The 13,825-nt window shown below is 61.1% G+C and carries 13 protein-coding genes and 1 tRNA gene; 9 read left to right on the top strand and 5 right to left on the bottom strand.

What is annotated here, in order from left to right; genetic code table 11:
• Positions 1-11 precede the first annotated feature (11 nt).
• The 3 genes from JIN81_RS02235 to JIN81_RS02245 form a co-directional block, all read right to left on the bottom strand.
• Positions 12-788, bottom strand: a complete 777-nt coding sequence (locus JIN81_RS02235; protein ID WP_200275885.1) for a TatD family hydrolase — start codon at positions 786-788, stop codon at positions 12-14.
• 311 nt (positions 789-1,099) lie between these two features.
• Positions 1,100-3,568 carry a DUF5060 domain-containing protein gene (locus JIN81_RS02240; protein WP_200275887.1) on the bottom strand — a complete coding sequence of 823 codons (2,469 nt, stop codon included), beginning with the start codon at positions 3,566-3,568 and terminating at the stop codon, positions 1,100-1,102.
• A gap of 277 nt (positions 3,569-3,845) precedes the next feature.
• Positions 3,846-3,930 (bottom strand) — tRNA-Leu (locus JIN81_RS02245).
• Between JIN81_RS02245 and JIN81_RS02250 the strand changes: the two genes are divergently transcribed.
• The 3 genes from JIN81_RS02250 to JIN81_RS02260 are packed head-to-tail and all read left to right on the top strand — an operon-like array spanning position 3,901 to position 8,298.
• Complete coding sequence (locus JIN81_RS02250) at positions 3,901-5,139, top strand: ABC transporter ATP-binding protein (protein WP_234044415.1); 1,239 nt, start codon at positions 3,901-3,903, stop codon at positions 5,137-5,139. The two genes, JIN81_RS02245 and JIN81_RS02250, sit on opposite strands and share 30 nt — an antisense overlap.
• Positions 5,140-5,143: 4 nt before the next feature.
• Positions 5,144-6,607 carry an ABC transporter substrate-binding protein gene (locus JIN81_RS02255; protein ID WP_200275889.1) on the top strand — a complete coding sequence of 488 codons (1,464 nt, stop codon included), beginning with the start codon at positions 5,144-5,146 and terminating at the stop codon, positions 6,605-6,607.
• Complete coding sequence (locus tag JIN81_RS02260) at positions 6,604-8,298, top strand: ABC transporter permease (protein WP_200275891.1); 1,695 nt, start codon at positions 6,604-6,606, stop codon at positions 8,296-8,298. Before JIN81_RS02255 ends, JIN81_RS02260 begins: the two co-directional genes overlap by 4 nt.
• Here JIN81_RS02260 and JIN81_RS02265 read toward each other — a convergent pair.
• Positions 8,288-9,769, bottom strand: coding sequence for a rhamnulokinase (locus JIN81_RS02265; RefSeq protein WP_200275893.1), 1,482 nt, complete (start codon positions 9,767-9,769; stop codon positions 8,288-8,290). The two genes, JIN81_RS02260 and JIN81_RS02265, sit on opposite strands and share 11 nt — an antisense overlap.
• A gap of 28 nt (positions 9,770-9,797) precedes the next feature.
• Positions 9,798-10,559: a DeoR/GlpR family DNA-binding transcription regulator gene (locus tag JIN81_RS02270; RefSeq protein WP_200275895.1), complete on the bottom strand. Its 762-nt coding sequence runs from the start codon at positions 10,557-10,559 to the stop codon at positions 9,798-9,800.
• Positions 10,560-10,662: 103 nt separating this feature from the next.
• Here JIN81_RS02270 and pduL point away from each other — a divergent pair, with 103 nt between their 5' ends.
• Genes pduL through JIN81_RS02300 form a run of 6 tightly spaced genes read left to right on the top strand, consistent with a single transcriptional unit; the run spans position 10,663 to position 13,818 of the window.
• Positions 10,663-11,337, top strand: a complete 675-nt coding sequence (gene pduL / locus JIN81_RS02275; RefSeq protein WP_200275897.1) for a phosphate propanoyltransferase — start codon at positions 10,663-10,665, stop codon at positions 11,335-11,337.
• Between the two features lie 34 nt (positions 11,338-11,371).
• Entirely contained in the window at positions 11,372-11,644 is a 273-nt protein-coding gene (locus JIN81_RS02280) for a BMC domain-containing protein (protein WP_200275899.1), read from the top strand.
• 33 nt (positions 11,645-11,677) lie between these two features.
• Positions 11,678-11,953: a BMC domain-containing protein gene (locus JIN81_RS02285; protein ID WP_200275901.1), complete on the top strand. Its 276-nt coding sequence runs from the start codon at positions 11,678-11,680 to the stop codon at positions 11,951-11,953.
• A 28-nt stretch (positions 11,954-11,981) separates the two neighbouring features.
• Positions 11,982-13,178 (top strand): acetate/propionate family kinase, encoded by a 1,197-nt coding sequence (locus JIN81_RS02290; RefSeq protein WP_200275903.1) that lies wholly within the window; start codon positions 11,982-11,984, stop codon positions 13,176-13,178.
• 4 nt (positions 13,179-13,182) lie between these two features.
• Positions 13,183-13,488: a BMC domain-containing protein gene (locus tag JIN81_RS02295; protein ID WP_200275905.1), complete on the top strand. Its 306-nt coding sequence runs from the start codon at positions 13,183-13,185 to the stop codon at positions 13,486-13,488.
• Between the two features lie 18 nt (positions 13,489-13,506).
• Positions 13,507-13,818, top strand: coding sequence for a EutN/CcmL family microcompartment protein (locus tag JIN81_RS02300; protein WP_200275907.1), 312 nt, complete (start codon positions 13,507-13,509; stop codon positions 13,816-13,818).
• Positions 13,819-13,825: the final 7 nt, after the last annotated feature.

Raw genomic sequence — 13,825 nt, forward strand, 5'->3', positions numbered from 1 at the left:
ATTTCAAATGTTCAAGTGAACAGTAAAAGGTGCTGGGTGTTTTCTGAGCACTGGTGGATGAGTTTTTCCGGATCCTGTTTCAGGTGGCTGGCGAGGGATTGGCCGATGGCGGGGAGGTTGGCGGGGTGGTTCCGGGCTTCGGACAAGGGGTGGGTGATGCTTTCCTCAGGGGGAAGCATGTCGGGGGCGTCGGTCTCGAGGAGCAGGCGGTCTGGGGGGACGTGTTTGAAGGTTTCGAGGACTTTGGATTTCTTCGGCTGGAGGAAGTAGCCTGAGAAGGAAAAGCGCGCTCCGAGGGGGAGGAGTCGGTCGATGAGTTCGCGGCTACCGCCAAAGGAGTGCATGAGGAATCCGCGCTTGGGTGGTGGCTCCTGCTGCAGTGCTTCGAGCAGAGGGCCCCAGGCTTTCAGGGCGTGGATGGTGAGGGGGAGTTGGCGCTCGCGGGCGAGTCGGACCTGCGGCAGGAAGACATCGAACTGCTCGGTGGTGGTGGGGTGGTCGATCCAGCGGTCGAGTCCGCATTCGCCGATGGAGGCGTGGGGGTAGCGGTCGAGGAGGGCCTGGAGGGTGTCGAGCCAGGTCGAACTACGCTGATGGGCGAACCAGGGATGGAGGCCGAAGGCGGGGTGGACGAAGCCGGGGTGGGCATCCGCGAGGGCGGCGACCTCGGGCCAATCGCTCTCCGAGGTGCCATTGACGATGCAGCCGGTGATCCCGGCGGCCTTCATCTCGGTGATGATGCGGTCGGGATTGGGAAATTTCTGAAGGTGGTTGTGGGCGTCGAGCACGGGTGGGAAGATGGAAGCTCAAAGTCGGCACGGCGCAAAGGAAGATGATTCCGCTATGGGTCGGGGCGATCCCGGGTGGAGGATTGGCGTTCTAACAGCTTTCGGGCCGGATCCGAGGTCGGCATGGGAGCGCGGCAACTTGATGCCGGGAGCTCAGGCAATCATGGATGCCTGTTGCTCCGTTCGATCAAGGGCTGGAGATGTCTGCGTTGGGTGTTGCGCAACCCACCGGCAACCCATCGATGTCCGCTCCGATCTGGAGCGGAATCTCTGGGGAGTTCTTCCGGGTGATGAGGGCTGGAGAGGCGAGGTTATTTGCGGATGACCGCCAGCCAGTCGTTCTTGTCCGGGGCTTGGATGGTATTTCCCTCAAGTGCGGATGGCTGGGCCATGGCTCCGGTCCGGGGATTGAACCAAGCGATGTTGAACGACTTGCCAGAGGGGAGTTTGATCTGGGCCGATCCGCCGTCGGGAAGGTAGACGAGGTAGATTTCGCCTTCCTTGGCGAAGCAGTAGCGGGAGTTGTCGAACTTGGTGTTGCCGACGAGTTCATCCTGACAGGTCATGTCCTGGAAGGGGATGTCCTGATCGCGGAAGAATTCGAGAGCGTGGCGGGCGTAGTCCCAGCTCAGGTCGCGGGAACGCCAGTCTTCCGCGATGAGGTCGTTCTCGGGGAGTTTGTAGCCGAAGTAGTATTCCACGCCGCCACCTCCTGCGAGGATGGTGCCCCAGAGGGTGTATTTGCGGACGTCATCGACGGTTGGAGCTTTCGCGGCTTTCCCGGATTTCCTCAGTTCCGCCATGTTGGCGTAGCTGTCATCGGGTGGCATGCCGAAGCCGGCATCGCCGGGTTCATCGAAGCTGACGACCCATGGCTTGCCTGCCTTGGCGGATTTCCGGGCCCACCTGACCACCTGCTGGTGGCAGTGTTTCACGTTGCTGTTCTGGAGCGAGAGGCCGTGAAGGTTGGAGTTCTTGCCGAGGTGGGGTCCATAGACCTTGTCCTGCTGGGGTGGGAAAGTATGCAGGACGATCGGGTGTCCGTAGGCGTCCATGGCCTCGATCCACTCCATCATGTCTTTCTGCTGTCGGGTTGTCTGGGTGTTTTCCTCACCGAGATTCCAGTTCAGTGCGAGGTTGTGGCCGTAGCGTGCGATGATTTCCCGGAGATAGAGTTTGCGTTCCGGGCCGCAGTCGCCGCCGTCGAGTGACTGGGCGGCTCCAGGGCCGTTGAGGTCATCGTTCTCGGTTTCCTGCAGTTTGAAGTGGAGGAAGAGTCCCTTGTTCGTGCCGTGGTCGAAGACGATTCCCCACTGGTCCAATTTACTGCAGTCGTAGTGGAGCTTGTCGTTCCGTTCGACGAAGGGCCAGACGTTGTCTCCGTCGCCGCCGGCGTTGTAGGGCAGGAAGGAGAAGGCGTTCATGCCCTTTCCGGAAAGGTAGTTGAGCGCGCCGATGAGTCCCTTGCCCTTGTTCTGTTTCCAGGTCGGGTCACCGGGTTGCCAGTCGGCAAGGTGCTTGCTGAAGGTCTTGAGTGGCACCTTTCCGGGTTTGTTGGCGCGTGTGTTGTCGAAGTCCGTGTAGCCGAGAAGGGTCTCGGGGGCATCGGCTCCCGCCTTCAGGAAGTAGCTCTTGTCTTCGGCGAACTGCAGGTGGTGCTTGCCGACATAGCGAAGGCGGCCGCGAGCGCGGAAATCGGGGAGTCGGGCGTCGGATTGGCTGACGGTGAAGCGACCGGTTTTGCCGTCGAATGGCTCCAGTGCGGTTCCTTCCTCGCCGAGGGCATCGTGCCGGCCGCGGGAAAAGTGGATCGTGTAGCTCCATTGGCCAGCCTTGTCGGGGGAGAGGTGGGCGCGCCATGTGGTGCCGGATTCCGCCGAGCTTTCCCCGGCATTTCCATCGGCAGCGAAGTAACCGGGGATCCGGTAGGTGGGGGCGCCGGATTCATGGGTGAAGGTCACACTGAAATCGTGGTCGGTGAAGGCGTTCGGCTGGTTGTCCAGCTCGTGGGCGTAGGGGCCGTTGAGGTCGACGGTGACCTTGTGCCATGTCTTCAGGTCGCCGCTGATGGTTACGGATCCGTCGCCGTCGGGTTGGCGGGGTTCGACAAGCGGGGGACCGGAAGGTTTGCTCGGGTTTTTCTTGGCGACCTGCGGCTTCGGCATGGCGGTGAGGGCCTTGGCGGTCTTCTGGTCCGCGGCGGTGAAGGTGAGTCCCGACCAGCGCGCGCGGGATGACTGGTTGGCGCCGATGGATGCAATGGTGGATCGCACAGCGATGATGTCGTCCCTGCCGAGTTCGACGTTCTTCCAGGTCTTGTTGTAGGTGGGGCCCTCTTCGGTGGATTGCTTGGCGAGTGGTGCGGTGAAGGAGCCGAGTGCATCCGAGCCGATCTTGACCTGATAGGTCGAGCGGCCGTCGTTTTCGCCCACGGCGTGGAGGGTGATGTGGTATTTGCCCGCGGGGATGCGCGATACCGTGTTGGCTTCGGCCGTCTTGTGCTTGTCCGGGTCGATGGCGAGCCACTTGTTACGGTCCACGTAGTAGCCTTCACCGGCATCGAAGTCCTTGGCCGGGACGGTGTATGCTGCCTTGCCGGGTTTTGCCGACTCAGCTGCCTCCGTGGCGATCAGCAGGGTTCCATCCGGAAGGGTGGCGGGGGTTGCTGATGGGATTGGTTTCCTGGTGGGCTCCAAGAGAGGTTGCTGGACGGAGTCATCTGCATGGAGGGTGCAGAAAGTGACGAAGACTGCCGTCGTGAGCTGCAGGCTGGGTTTCATGGTGGTGATGGTGTTTTTGGAGAGGTCAGGAAGGGTTTCCTGTGAGTCGGTCGACCGGGATCAACGTGGAAGGATTACGGTTTCTTGCAGGTGTCTTGTGTCAGCACCCTTCAAGGGATTTCGATTCCGGCGGATCGTGCCACGGGGAACCGAGGTTGGAGGGATGCGAGAGCATCACGATAGGTGACATTTCGAGGGTGAGCGGGTGGATGCAAGCCCCTGGACGCAGAAACGGCCCGCCGTGATGGCGGGCCGTTCTCTCCGGATTTCCAGAAGATGGTGCTCGAGGGGGGAATCGAACCCCCACGGGTTACCCCACATGATCCTTAGTCATGCGCGTCTACCAATTCCGCCACCCGAGCCGGTTGTGGAAATCGTGGACGGCGGAGATAGGAGGGAAGCCCGGTATTGGCAAGAGAATCTTTGACGAAAATGTGGAAATTCTCATCCGCTGCGATCAGGGCTTGCCACTGGGGGCTGGGCGACAAGCATGGGCGGCGATCATGGATGCGATCCGCGCCGACAACGTCGTAAAGAAATTCGGGGACGTGACGGCCCTTGATGGGGTGAGCGTTGAAGTCGCAGCAGGGGAATTGTTTTTCCTGTTGGGTGCTTCGGGCTGTGGCAAGACCACGCTTTTGCGCTGCATTGCGGGACTGGAGCAGCCGACGTCGGGAGGGGTGTTCTTTGGAGACGAGGAGGTCACCGGGCTGCCGCCGCACAAGCGGGAAGCGGCGATGGTGTTCCAGAGCTACGCGCTGTGGCCCCACTTGAACGTGGCTCGGAATGTCGGCTTCGGGCTCGAGGAGCGCAAGGTGGCCCGGGATGAGATCAAGCGGCGTGTCGATGAGGCACTGGAATTGGTTCACCTCGGGGGCATGGGTGAGCGTGGTGTGGATCAGTTGTCCGGTGGTCAGCAGCAGCGGGTGGCGCTGGCGCGTGCCTTGGTGGTGCGTCCGAAGTGTCTGCTGTTGGATGAGCCCTTATCGAATCTGGATGCCAAGTTGCGGATCGAGATGCGGCGTGAGATCCGTCGGATCGTGAAAGAGGGTGGGTTGACGGCGATCTATGTGACGCATGATCAGGAGGAGGCGTTGGCGATGGCGGACCGGATGGCGGTCCTGAATCGGGGGACGATCGCTCAGTTGGGCACACCGCAGGAGATTTACAGGGAGCCGCGCACCCCATTTGTCGCGGGATTCATGGGCGAGACGAACCTTCTCAAGGGCAAGGTGCGTGAGGTGCGTTCGGGATTCGTCATGGCTGACACGGAGGCGGGAGCATTCGTCGGCCGATTGACGGACCCTTCATGGGAACCCGAGGCCGGTGAGTCGGTCCGGATCTCGGTGCGACCGGAGGCCTGGTTGTTGGACTCTCCCTCGGGTGGGAATACGCTGGTCGGGAAGATCGTCGAGCGAAGCTATCTGGGGCAGTGCATTCAGTATGAAGTCGAGACCGCTCTCGGCAGGCAGGGGGTGGTCGAGCTCAACCCGATCCAGGTCCGGGATCCGGGTGAGGCAGAGGTGCGTCTCACCGCGAGGCACGAGGATGTGGTCGTCATGAAGTCCTGAGGTCATGTGGAAACGAGCACTTCCAATACTGATTCTGCTGATTGTGGTCGTGGCGGCGCCGCTGGTGCTTCGCCGTGATTCTGAAGTGGCCGAAGCGGGGCAAGGGGATGACCGTTTGGTGATCATCACTCCGCACAACGATTCGATCCGTGCTGAGTTTGGAGAAGCCTTCGCCGAGCATTGGATGGAAAAGACCGGCCGCAGCATCCACGTCGACTGGCGGGCGCCGGGTGGTGGTGGCGAGATCCGGAAGTTGGTCAATGGTGCCTTCGAAGCGGCGGAGGATCTGGGCAAGCAGGGCACCGAGTTCGATGTGTTTTTCGGAGGCGGGACGAAGGATTTCATTGGTCAGGCGAAGCTGGGGCATCTGGCGGAGCTGACGGTCTTTGAGGATGAACCGCAGTGGTTCCGCGATGATTGCGTGCCGGCTTCGTTTTCCGGGGAAACCTATTATGACCCGGACCACCATTGGGTGGGTGTGTGCGTGTCGCAGTTCGGCATTGTCTACAACAAGGACGCGGTCGAGTGGATCGATGTGGCGTCACCGCAGCGCTGGGAAGATCTCGGGGATCCGGCGTACTTCGGACGGTTGGCTCTGGCAGATCCCACCAAGAGCAGTTCGGTGACGCAGGCATTCGAGATGCTGATCCAGGAGCAGATGCAGTTGGTGCTGGCCGAGGAGGGAGACTCACCGGAAGCGCGGGCCAAGGGATGGAAGCAGGGGCTCAATCTGTTGCAGCGATTGGGGGCGAACGCGCGCTACTTCACGGATTCGGCAAGCAAGATTCCTCATGACGTGGCGCTGGGTGATGCGGCAGCCGGGACCTGCATCGATTTCTACGGTCGTTCGTTCGAGGACTCGGTGCGTTCACACGACGGTGAGAGCCGGCTGAAATGGATTTCGCCGATCGGCGGAACTTCGGTAAGTGTGGACTCGATCGCGGTGTTCCGGGGAGCTCCGCAGATGGAGATTGCGCAGGAGTTCGTGAGGTTCTGTCTGACCGAGCGTGGCCAGCTGCTCTGGAATTTGAAGCCCGGGGTGGAAGGCGGACCGAAGAGCCGGTCTTTGCGTCGTTTGCCGGTGAGAAGGGATCTCTACACTCCGGACCGCCTGGCCCAGTTCACCGACCCGGATGCGCTGCCGTTCGAGCGCGCGGGAAATTTCGTCTATCAGCCTGAGTTGACCGGGGCGGCATTCGACGCCCTGAGGGTGATTTTCCGTGCGATGTGCATGGACCCGCACGATGAGTTGAAGGATGCATGGGAAGCGGCGGCCATCGATGGTCGGGGCAGCCTCGAGCGACTGTTTGATGTCGAGGTGGTTTCCTACGAGCGGGTCATGAACGAATTGCTACCCGTTCTCGATGGTGAGGATCGACTCGAATCGGCCCGTGCCATGACTGAGATCTCGAAGCACTTCCGCAAGCAGTACCAGCAGGTGGCCAAGGGTGAAGGAGGGAAACCATGAAGCGTCGCAATGCCCTGGGAGTCACGGTGGTGGTCTCGATTCTGTTTCTTGTGTTCTTCATCTATCCGGCGCTGTCCGTGGTGGGGGAGGCATTCAGGACGCCTGACGGAGGGTTCACGCTGGGCTTCGTGGTTGAGGTGTTCAGGAATCCGGTGTATGTCGAGGGTTTGTGGAATGCGTTGTTGCTTGGTGTGGTCAGCACCTTGGCGACGTTGGCGATTGCGTTTCCCTTGGCCCTGCTTTCGCACCGTTATGACTTCTTCGGGCGCAAGATCCTTGGCGCGTTGATTCTGGTTCCACTTGTTCTGCCCCCATTTGTGGGAGCGATCGGCCTGACCCACATTCTGAGTGTGACCGGGTCCTTGAATGCGCTGCTCATCGAGATCGGTCTGATGGATCCGGCGGATCGCATCGACTGGTTGGCTCGCGGGCGGTTCTGGGGGATTGTGGCGATGAACGCGCTGCACCTTTACCCGATCCTCTACATGAACATCGTGGCCTCACTGGCGCAGCTCGATCCGGCGATGGAGCAGGCGGCGGAGAACCTCGGGTGTTCCCCCGGTCGCCGGTTGTTCCGGATCACGCTGCCGTTGGCCATGCCGGGAATCTTTGCGGGGGGATCGATCGTATTCATCTGGGCCTTCACCGAGCTCGGGGTTCCGCTGGTCTTCAATTACAGTCGGGTGGCTCCGGTTCAGGTCTTCCACGGCATCAAGGACCTTGGGGGGAATCCCGCGCCCTATGCGCTGGTGTCCGTGATCCTGTTGATCTCGGCGCTGGTCTTCGGTCTGACAAAATACTTCTTCGGGCGGGGAAGCTCGGTGACCCAGCCGCGGCCGAAGGGACGGAATGCGGAGAAGAAGCTGACCGGGCTGAACTCGCTCGGTTGTGCGATGATTTTTGCCGGGGTGTTCTGCGTGGCTTCGATCCCCCACGCCGGTGTCATCCTGCTTTCGCTGTCGGAGGACTGGTATGACTCGGTCATGCCGATGGTTCTGACGCTCGATCACTTCCGGGAAGCGCTGGGCGATCCACTGGTGGTTCCCTCGATCGAGAACAGCCTGATTTATGCGTCGGTGGCGACCATGATCGCGGTGATTGTGGGTGTGGCCATCGCCTGGGTCGTGGTCCGCAGTGACATCAAGGGTCGTGGGTTGCTGGATGCGCTGGTCATGTTGCCACTCGCCGTGCCGGGGCTGGTGATGGCCTTCGGGTATCTCGCGCTTTCCCGTGAGGGAAAGCCATTGCATTTCCTCATCGGTGCGGGCGGGAGTCCGGCGCTTCTGCTGATTGTCGCGTATGCCGTACGACGTTTGCCGTATGTGGTCCGGGCTGCGGTGGCGGGGCTGCAGCAGAGCAATCCGGCGATGGAGGAGGCGGCTCGTTCGCTCGGGGCCAACCCGGTGCGCACGCTGCGGAGGATTTCGCTCCCATTGATTGGAGCGAATCTGGTGGCGGGCGGCATCCTTGCGTTCGCCTTTTCGATGCTTGAGGTCAGTGACAGCCTGATCCTCGCCCAGCAGGCCGAGCATTTCCCGATCACCAAGGCGATCTACACCCTGTTGAGCACCTTGGGGAACGGGCACGAGTTGGCCGCGGCCCTCGGGGTGTGGGCCATGGTGTTCCTCGGGATCGCGATTGTCGGTGCGGCCGGGATCGGCGGCAAGAAGGGTGGCCTGTTCAAGATGTAGCGCCCTTCAGGACGGCATCGTAGCGCTCGCGGGCGGCAACCCATGAACTGCGGTCCTGCGGGGAATACTGCTGGAACTCGAAGGAGTCGCGAATCAGCTGGCGCCCCGCGGCGAGGTCGGGGATGTGTTTGGTGGCAATCATCTGCACGATGATGTTGCCGCAGGAGGTGGCCTCGATCGGCCCTGCCGTGACATCGATGCCCAAGGCACTGGCGGTGGCCTGGGCGAGGAACTGGTTCTGAATGCCGCCGCCGCCTGCGTGCAGGCGATCGAAGCTCTTGCCGGACAGGGAAGTGAAGCCATCGAAGACGACCGAGTATTTCAGAGCGAGGGACTCGGTCGCGATGCGGAGAATGGCGCCCTTGGTATCGGGAACCAGCTGTCCCGTCCGGGCGCAGTAGTCGCGGATCTTTTCGGGCATCCCACCGGGAGCTGCAAACACCGCGTCATCCGGGTCGATGAATGCCGTGTGGGCCGGTGCCTCCATGGCGAGATCAGCCAGTTCGGCGTAGCTGAGGTCCTCACCATCGAGTGCCCACTGGCGTTTGCACTCTTGGATGATCCAGAGGCCGGAGATGTTGCGGAGGGCACGGACCGTCTGGTTGGCTCCCAGTTCGTTGCAGCAGCGTGCATCGAACGCTTCGTCGCCGAGGATCGGGTCCGGAGTTTCGAGTCCCATGATCGACCATGTGCCGGATGACAGCCAAAGCTGGTTCGGGCCGGTCATCGGGATACCGGCGACGGCGGATGCCGTATCGTGGGATGCTGAGGCGATCACGGGAATCTCGCCGAGTCCGGTTTGCTTGCGGACTTCATCCCGAAGGGGGCCAAGCACCGTACCGGGATCGACCAACTCACCGAAGATGTTGCGCGGCAAGCCAAGGGCGTCGATGACTTCCCATGCCCAGTCCCGGGTGGATGGATTGAGGAGCTGGGAGGTGGAGGCCACGGTTCTTTCCACGGCCTTGCGACCGCACAGCCAGTAGCTCAAGAGGTCCGGCACGAAGAGCAGGGTGGAGGCCGCCGCCAGAGCGGGGGATTCGTTGCGCTTCTCAGCGAGCAGGTGGACCGAGGTGTTGTAGAAGTTCGTGGCGATGCCGGTGTGGCGGTGGATCTCGGCCTCCGACATCAGGCAGTGCATCTTCTCGGGGATTCCCTCGTGGCGTGGGTCCCGGTACTGATGGGGCATGCCGAGTAGGCGACCATGTTGATCGAGGAGCCCGAAGTCGCAGCCCCAGGTGTCGACCGCCATCGAGACGATCGCGTCACCGTATTTCTCGGCGGCGAGGTGAAGGCCGGTCTGGATGTCGCGGAAGAGCCCGATGATGTTCCAGTAGGATCCACCGGGGAGGTCGGTGCCCGGGTTGTCGAAGCGGTGGACTTCTTCGAGCGAGATTTTACCGTCGCGGTGAATGCCTGCAATGACGCGGCCGCTGCCGGCGCCGAGGTCGATGGAGAGAAAAACGTTCATGTGGGAGTGGTGTCAGGGTTTGAGGGTGTCAGGGGGCGAGTATCACCTCGGTGCCGATTTTCTGTAAGGCGGCAACAAAGGTGGGGTCAGCATCGAAGTTTGTAATCAAGGTGTTGATTTCGCGGGCGGAAGCAAAGAAGAAGGATGCCATCGTTCCGAGTTTCGAGGAATCCGCGAGAAAGCAGACTTCGCCGGAGCAGGGGATTACCCGTTCCTTGAAGGCGGCTTGCCGTGGGTTGGTTTCCGACACGCCGCGTTCCAGGTCGAATCCGGTGGCGGAACAGAACATGCGGTTGATGTTGTAGCGCTTCAGCGAGGCTTCGGCGGAAAGGCCGACGTATGACTTGGACCGCATCTCGTAAAGACCGCCGGTTGAGAATACCTCCAGATGATCCCGACCGGACAACGCGGTGACCACGTTGTGGGCATTGGTTAGAACCGTGAGCGGGACTTCGGGAAGAAATTCCGTGAGGGTGAGTGCGGTCGATGATGCGTCCAGGAAGATGATTTCCTTCGGCCGGATGCGCTGAGCGGCTTGTCGGGCAATGGAGCGTTTGGCTTCGAGGTTGACCTTCTGCCGTTCCGTGAGGCTCAGGTCCAGTCGCGGGGTGGAGGGGGGGACGGCGCCGCCGTGGACGCGAACGAGTTCTCCGCGTTGTTCCAGTACCTCGAGGTCCTTGCGAATGGTCTCGTCGGTGACCTCGAACGCCGCCGCCATGGCAGTCGTCCGCAACGCGCCATCGGCAGCGAGGCGTTCCAAGAGTTGGGCGTGGCGTTCGGTGGCTAGCATTTCAGAGTGGAATTGGGAAAATCTTTGGTTGGGTTGGGAATAATTGGGAAAATAATTGACGATATCCGAAAGGCCAAGTAAATCTTGCCCAGCTTTTCAGGAAATGCTGCCAAAATCCAATACTCCCCGAGCCGTTGTCGAGCACGTCGTGCGTGAGCAGGTCTATCGTTCCATGGGGTTGACGCCGCCCGCTTCGGCGGCTGCGCCCAATGCGTTTGTGGTCAATGTCAGTGCCCGCCACTGCCACCTTTCCCCGGCTGCGGTCGAGGCGCTGTTCGGTCCCGGCTACGAGCTGACCCCGATGAAGTGGCTCTATCAGGAAGGTCAATACGCCGCCAAGGAGACCGTCACATTGGTCGGTCCACGCAGCCGTGTAATCTCCAACCTCCGCATTCTCGGTCCTTGCCGTGACTTCGATCAGGTCGAACTCGCCTACACCGATGCGATCGCACTCGGCTTCAACATTCCGATGCGCGCTTCCGGCGACACCGCGGGCACTCCCGGCTGCATGCTGATGGGCCCGCACGGTTTCTTCGAAATGAACGAAGGCGTGATCCGCGCCATGCCTCACGTGCACATGCACCCGGACGATGCGGCCTTCTACGGAGTGGAGCACAAGGACATCATGAAGATGAAGGTCCACGGCGACTGCCCGGTCACTTTCGACAACATCCTCGTTCGCGTGGACGAGAGCTTCAAGCTGGAGGCCCACATCGATACCGATGAGGGCAACGCCTGCGGTCTGAAGCCCGACACCTTCTGCGAACTCATCAAGTAATCAACCAACTAGAATCCCAAACCAAACCAATACCATGAGCCAAGCCCTTGGACTGATTGAAACGAAAGGCTACGTGGGCAACGTGGAGGCATCCGACGCGATGACCAAAGCTGCCGACGTAGAACTTGTGAAGCAGGTGCAGATTGGCGGCGGCTTCCTCACCATCCTCGTGCAAGGGGATGTGGGAAGCGTGAAAGCCGCTGTCGACGCCGGAGCCGAAGCCGCAAGCCGTGTCGGTGAGCTGGTCGGTTCGCACGTCATCGCGCGCCCCCATGAAGGACTGCTGAAGCAATTCGGCCTCGCCTGATCATCTAACTGAACTCTCCAACAACCATATATTATGGCCAAACAAGCACTTGGAATTATCGAAGCCAAAGGACTGGTTTCCCTCATCGAAGCCTCTGACGCCGCCCTCAAGGCCGCCGACATCACCATGGTCGGCTGGACCAAGATCGGTTCCGGCATGGTGACCGGTTTCTACGAAGGTGACGTGGCTGCCGTGAAGGCAGGCATCGACGCCGGAGCAGACGCTGCTTCGCAAGTCGGTGAAGTTGCCTCCGTGCAAATCATCCCTCGTCCACACGACGATCTCGAGGGCTTCGTTCCGTTCGTCTGACCTGACTCCGACCCACTGTTCCGGATCCATGCTCGTTCTCATCGCCAATCTTGGTTCGACCTCGTTCAAGTACCGCCTGTTTGACATGGCGGACGGGGATGGTCGCGTCCTGGCACAGGGTGGATATGAGCGGGTGACGGACCATGGGGAAGTCATTGAAGACGCGCTGAAGGAGCTCGAATCATCCGGGGCGGTTTCTTCCCGTTCCGAGATTGATGCGGTTGGATTCAAGACGGTGCTCGGACGGAACCTGAGCGGATGTGTCGAGGCGGACGACCGGGTGCTTGAAGCGCTCGAGGGTTTTGCCGACGTTGCACCCGCCCACAATCCACCGTATGCCGCGGGGATCCGCCAGTTTTCGAGGATCCTTCCCGATGCCAAGCTGGTCGCCCTTTTCGAAACCGCCTTCTACCAGTGGGTCCCTGAGGAGGGAGCCCGGTATGCGGTGCCGGAAGCGTGGCACGAAGCGGGCATCCGTCGCTACGGATTCCACGGCGCGAGCCACAAGTTCATTGCCGAGCGCTCCGCGGAGTTGCTGGGTCGTGAGGATGTGGCGGCCTGCGCACGCGGTCTCTATCAGGACGGGCCTCAGCCCATCGACAAACCGCTCCGCGTGATCTCCTGCCACCTTGGTGGCAGCAGCTCGGTCACGGGCATCCGCAACGGAGTGGCTGTGGGCACCAGCATGGGGTTCTCGCCCCAGAGCGGGTTGCCGCAGAACAACCGGGTCGGTGATCTCGACTCCGGCGCGATTCCCTACGCCGCGAAGGTGCTGGGTCTCGAGATGCCGGAAATCGAACGCCAACTCACCAAGGAAGCAGGGCTTCTGGGGGTCTCGGGTGTCAGCAATGACCTCCGTGACATCCATGATGCCGCCACCGCCGGCAATGCACGTGCCCAGCTGTCGATCGACATGCTGATTCACGAAGTCCGGCGTTGGGCCTCCTCCTTCCTTTTCCAACTCGGCGGCATTGACGGCTTCGTCTTCACCGCAGGGATCGGAGAAAACGGTCCACTCCTTCGCGAGAAGGTCTGCGCCGGCCTGGAAGAGTTCGGAATCAAGATCGATCCCGAACGCAATGCGGCATGTGCCGCGAAGGAATGTGAGATCAGCACCGCGGACTCGCGGGTGAAGGTCTTCGTCATTCCCGCCAATGAGGAACTTGTTCTCGCGAACGAGGTCTTCCGCAAAATCTCATCAAACAACTCAACTCAAACACAATAGAACCATGGCTAAACAAGCAGTAGGACTCCTCGAAACACGCGGCCTTTGCTGTCTCGTTTCCGGTATTGACGCAGCCCTCAAGTCGGCTGACGTGAAGCTCGCCGGACCAATGAAGAACGTCGGCAGCGGGCTTTGCAACGCCGTCGTCTCCGGTGACGTGGCTGCCGTCAAGGCAGCGATCGACGCCGCCGCTGATGCCGCCTCGCAACTTGGTGAAGTCGTCAGTGCCCACGTGATCGCCCGTCCTGACGACGCGACCACCGGCCTTGTGACTCCTGAAGCCAAGCCTGCAGCAGCACGCCGCAAGTAAGCACCCGCCCGAATTCCGATGTTTCTGGCAGAAGTCATCGGCCACATTGTGGCCACCAAGAAGGACGAGAGCATGAAGGGGCGGAAGCTCCTCTTGCTCCGGCCCCGGCTTGTCGACGAAGCCAAGCCCACCCAGTTCCGCAACGGCGTCAATACGATCGTCGCTGTGGACACGGTGGGGGCGGGTGAGGGGGAACTGGTCATGTTTGCCCAGGGAAGCTCCGCGCGTCAGGCACAAGGAATGAAGACCCTCCCGGTCGATGCCGCCGTGGTGGCGATCGTGGACACCGTGGACGTGCTGGGTAAGCGCATCTACGGCAAATCTAGTTAATAGGAAC

The sequence above is a fragment of the Haloferula rosea genome (genome assembly GCF_016595525.1).
GTDB classification, from domain to species: Bacteria; Verrucomicrobiota; Verrucomicrobiia; order Verrucomicrobiales; family Akkermansiaceae; genus Haloferula; species Haloferula rosea.

Excerpts from the sequence above, each read along its gene's own strand:
- JIN81_RS02250 (WP_234044415.1), top strand. The coding sequence starts at position 3,901 with ATGCGCGTCTACCAATTCCGCCACCCGAGCCGGTTGTGGAAATCGTGG.
- JIN81_RS02255 (WP_200275889.1), top strand. The coding sequence starts at position 5,144 with ATGTGGAAACGAGCACTTCCAATACTGATTCTGCTGATTGTGGTCGTG.
- JIN81_RS02300 (WP_200275907.1), top strand. The coding sequence starts at position 13,507 with ATGTTTCTGGCAGAAGTCATCGGCCACATTGTGGCCACCAAGAAGGAC.
- JIN81_RS02285 (WP_200275901.1), top strand. The coding sequence starts at position 11,678 with ATGGCCAAACAAGCACTTGGAATTATCGAAGCCAAAGGACTGGTTTCC.
- JIN81_RS02240 (WP_200275887.1), bottom strand. The coding sequence starts at position 3,568 with ATGAAACCCAGCCTGCAGCTCACGACGGCAGTCTTCGTCACTTTCTGC.
- pduL (WP_200275897.1), top strand. The coding sequence starts at position 10,663 with ATGCTGCCAAAATCCAATACTCCCCGAGCCGTTGTCGAGCACGTCGTG.
- JIN81_RS02290 (WP_200275903.1), top strand. The coding sequence starts at position 11,982 with ATGCTCGTTCTCATCGCCAATCTTGGTTCGACCTCGTTCAAGTACCGC.
- JIN81_RS02280 (WP_200275899.1), top strand. The coding sequence starts at position 11,372 with ATGAGCCAAGCCCTTGGACTGATTGAAACGAAAGGCTACGTGGGCAAC.
- JIN81_RS02260 (WP_200275891.1), top strand. The coding sequence starts at position 6,604 with ATGAAGCGTCGCAATGCCCTGGGAGTCACGGTGGTGGTCTCGATTCTG.
- JIN81_RS02265 (WP_200275893.1), bottom strand. The coding sequence starts at position 9,769 with ATGAACGTTTTTCTCTCCATCGACCTCGGCGCCGGCAGCGGCCGCGTC.
- JIN81_RS02295 (WP_200275905.1), top strand. The coding sequence starts at position 13,183 with ATGGCTAAACAAGCAGTAGGACTCCTCGAAACACGCGGCCTTTGCTGT.
- JIN81_RS02270 (WP_200275895.1), bottom strand. The coding sequence starts at position 10,559 with ATGCTAGCCACCGAACGCCACGCCCAACTCTTGGAACGCCTCGCTGCC.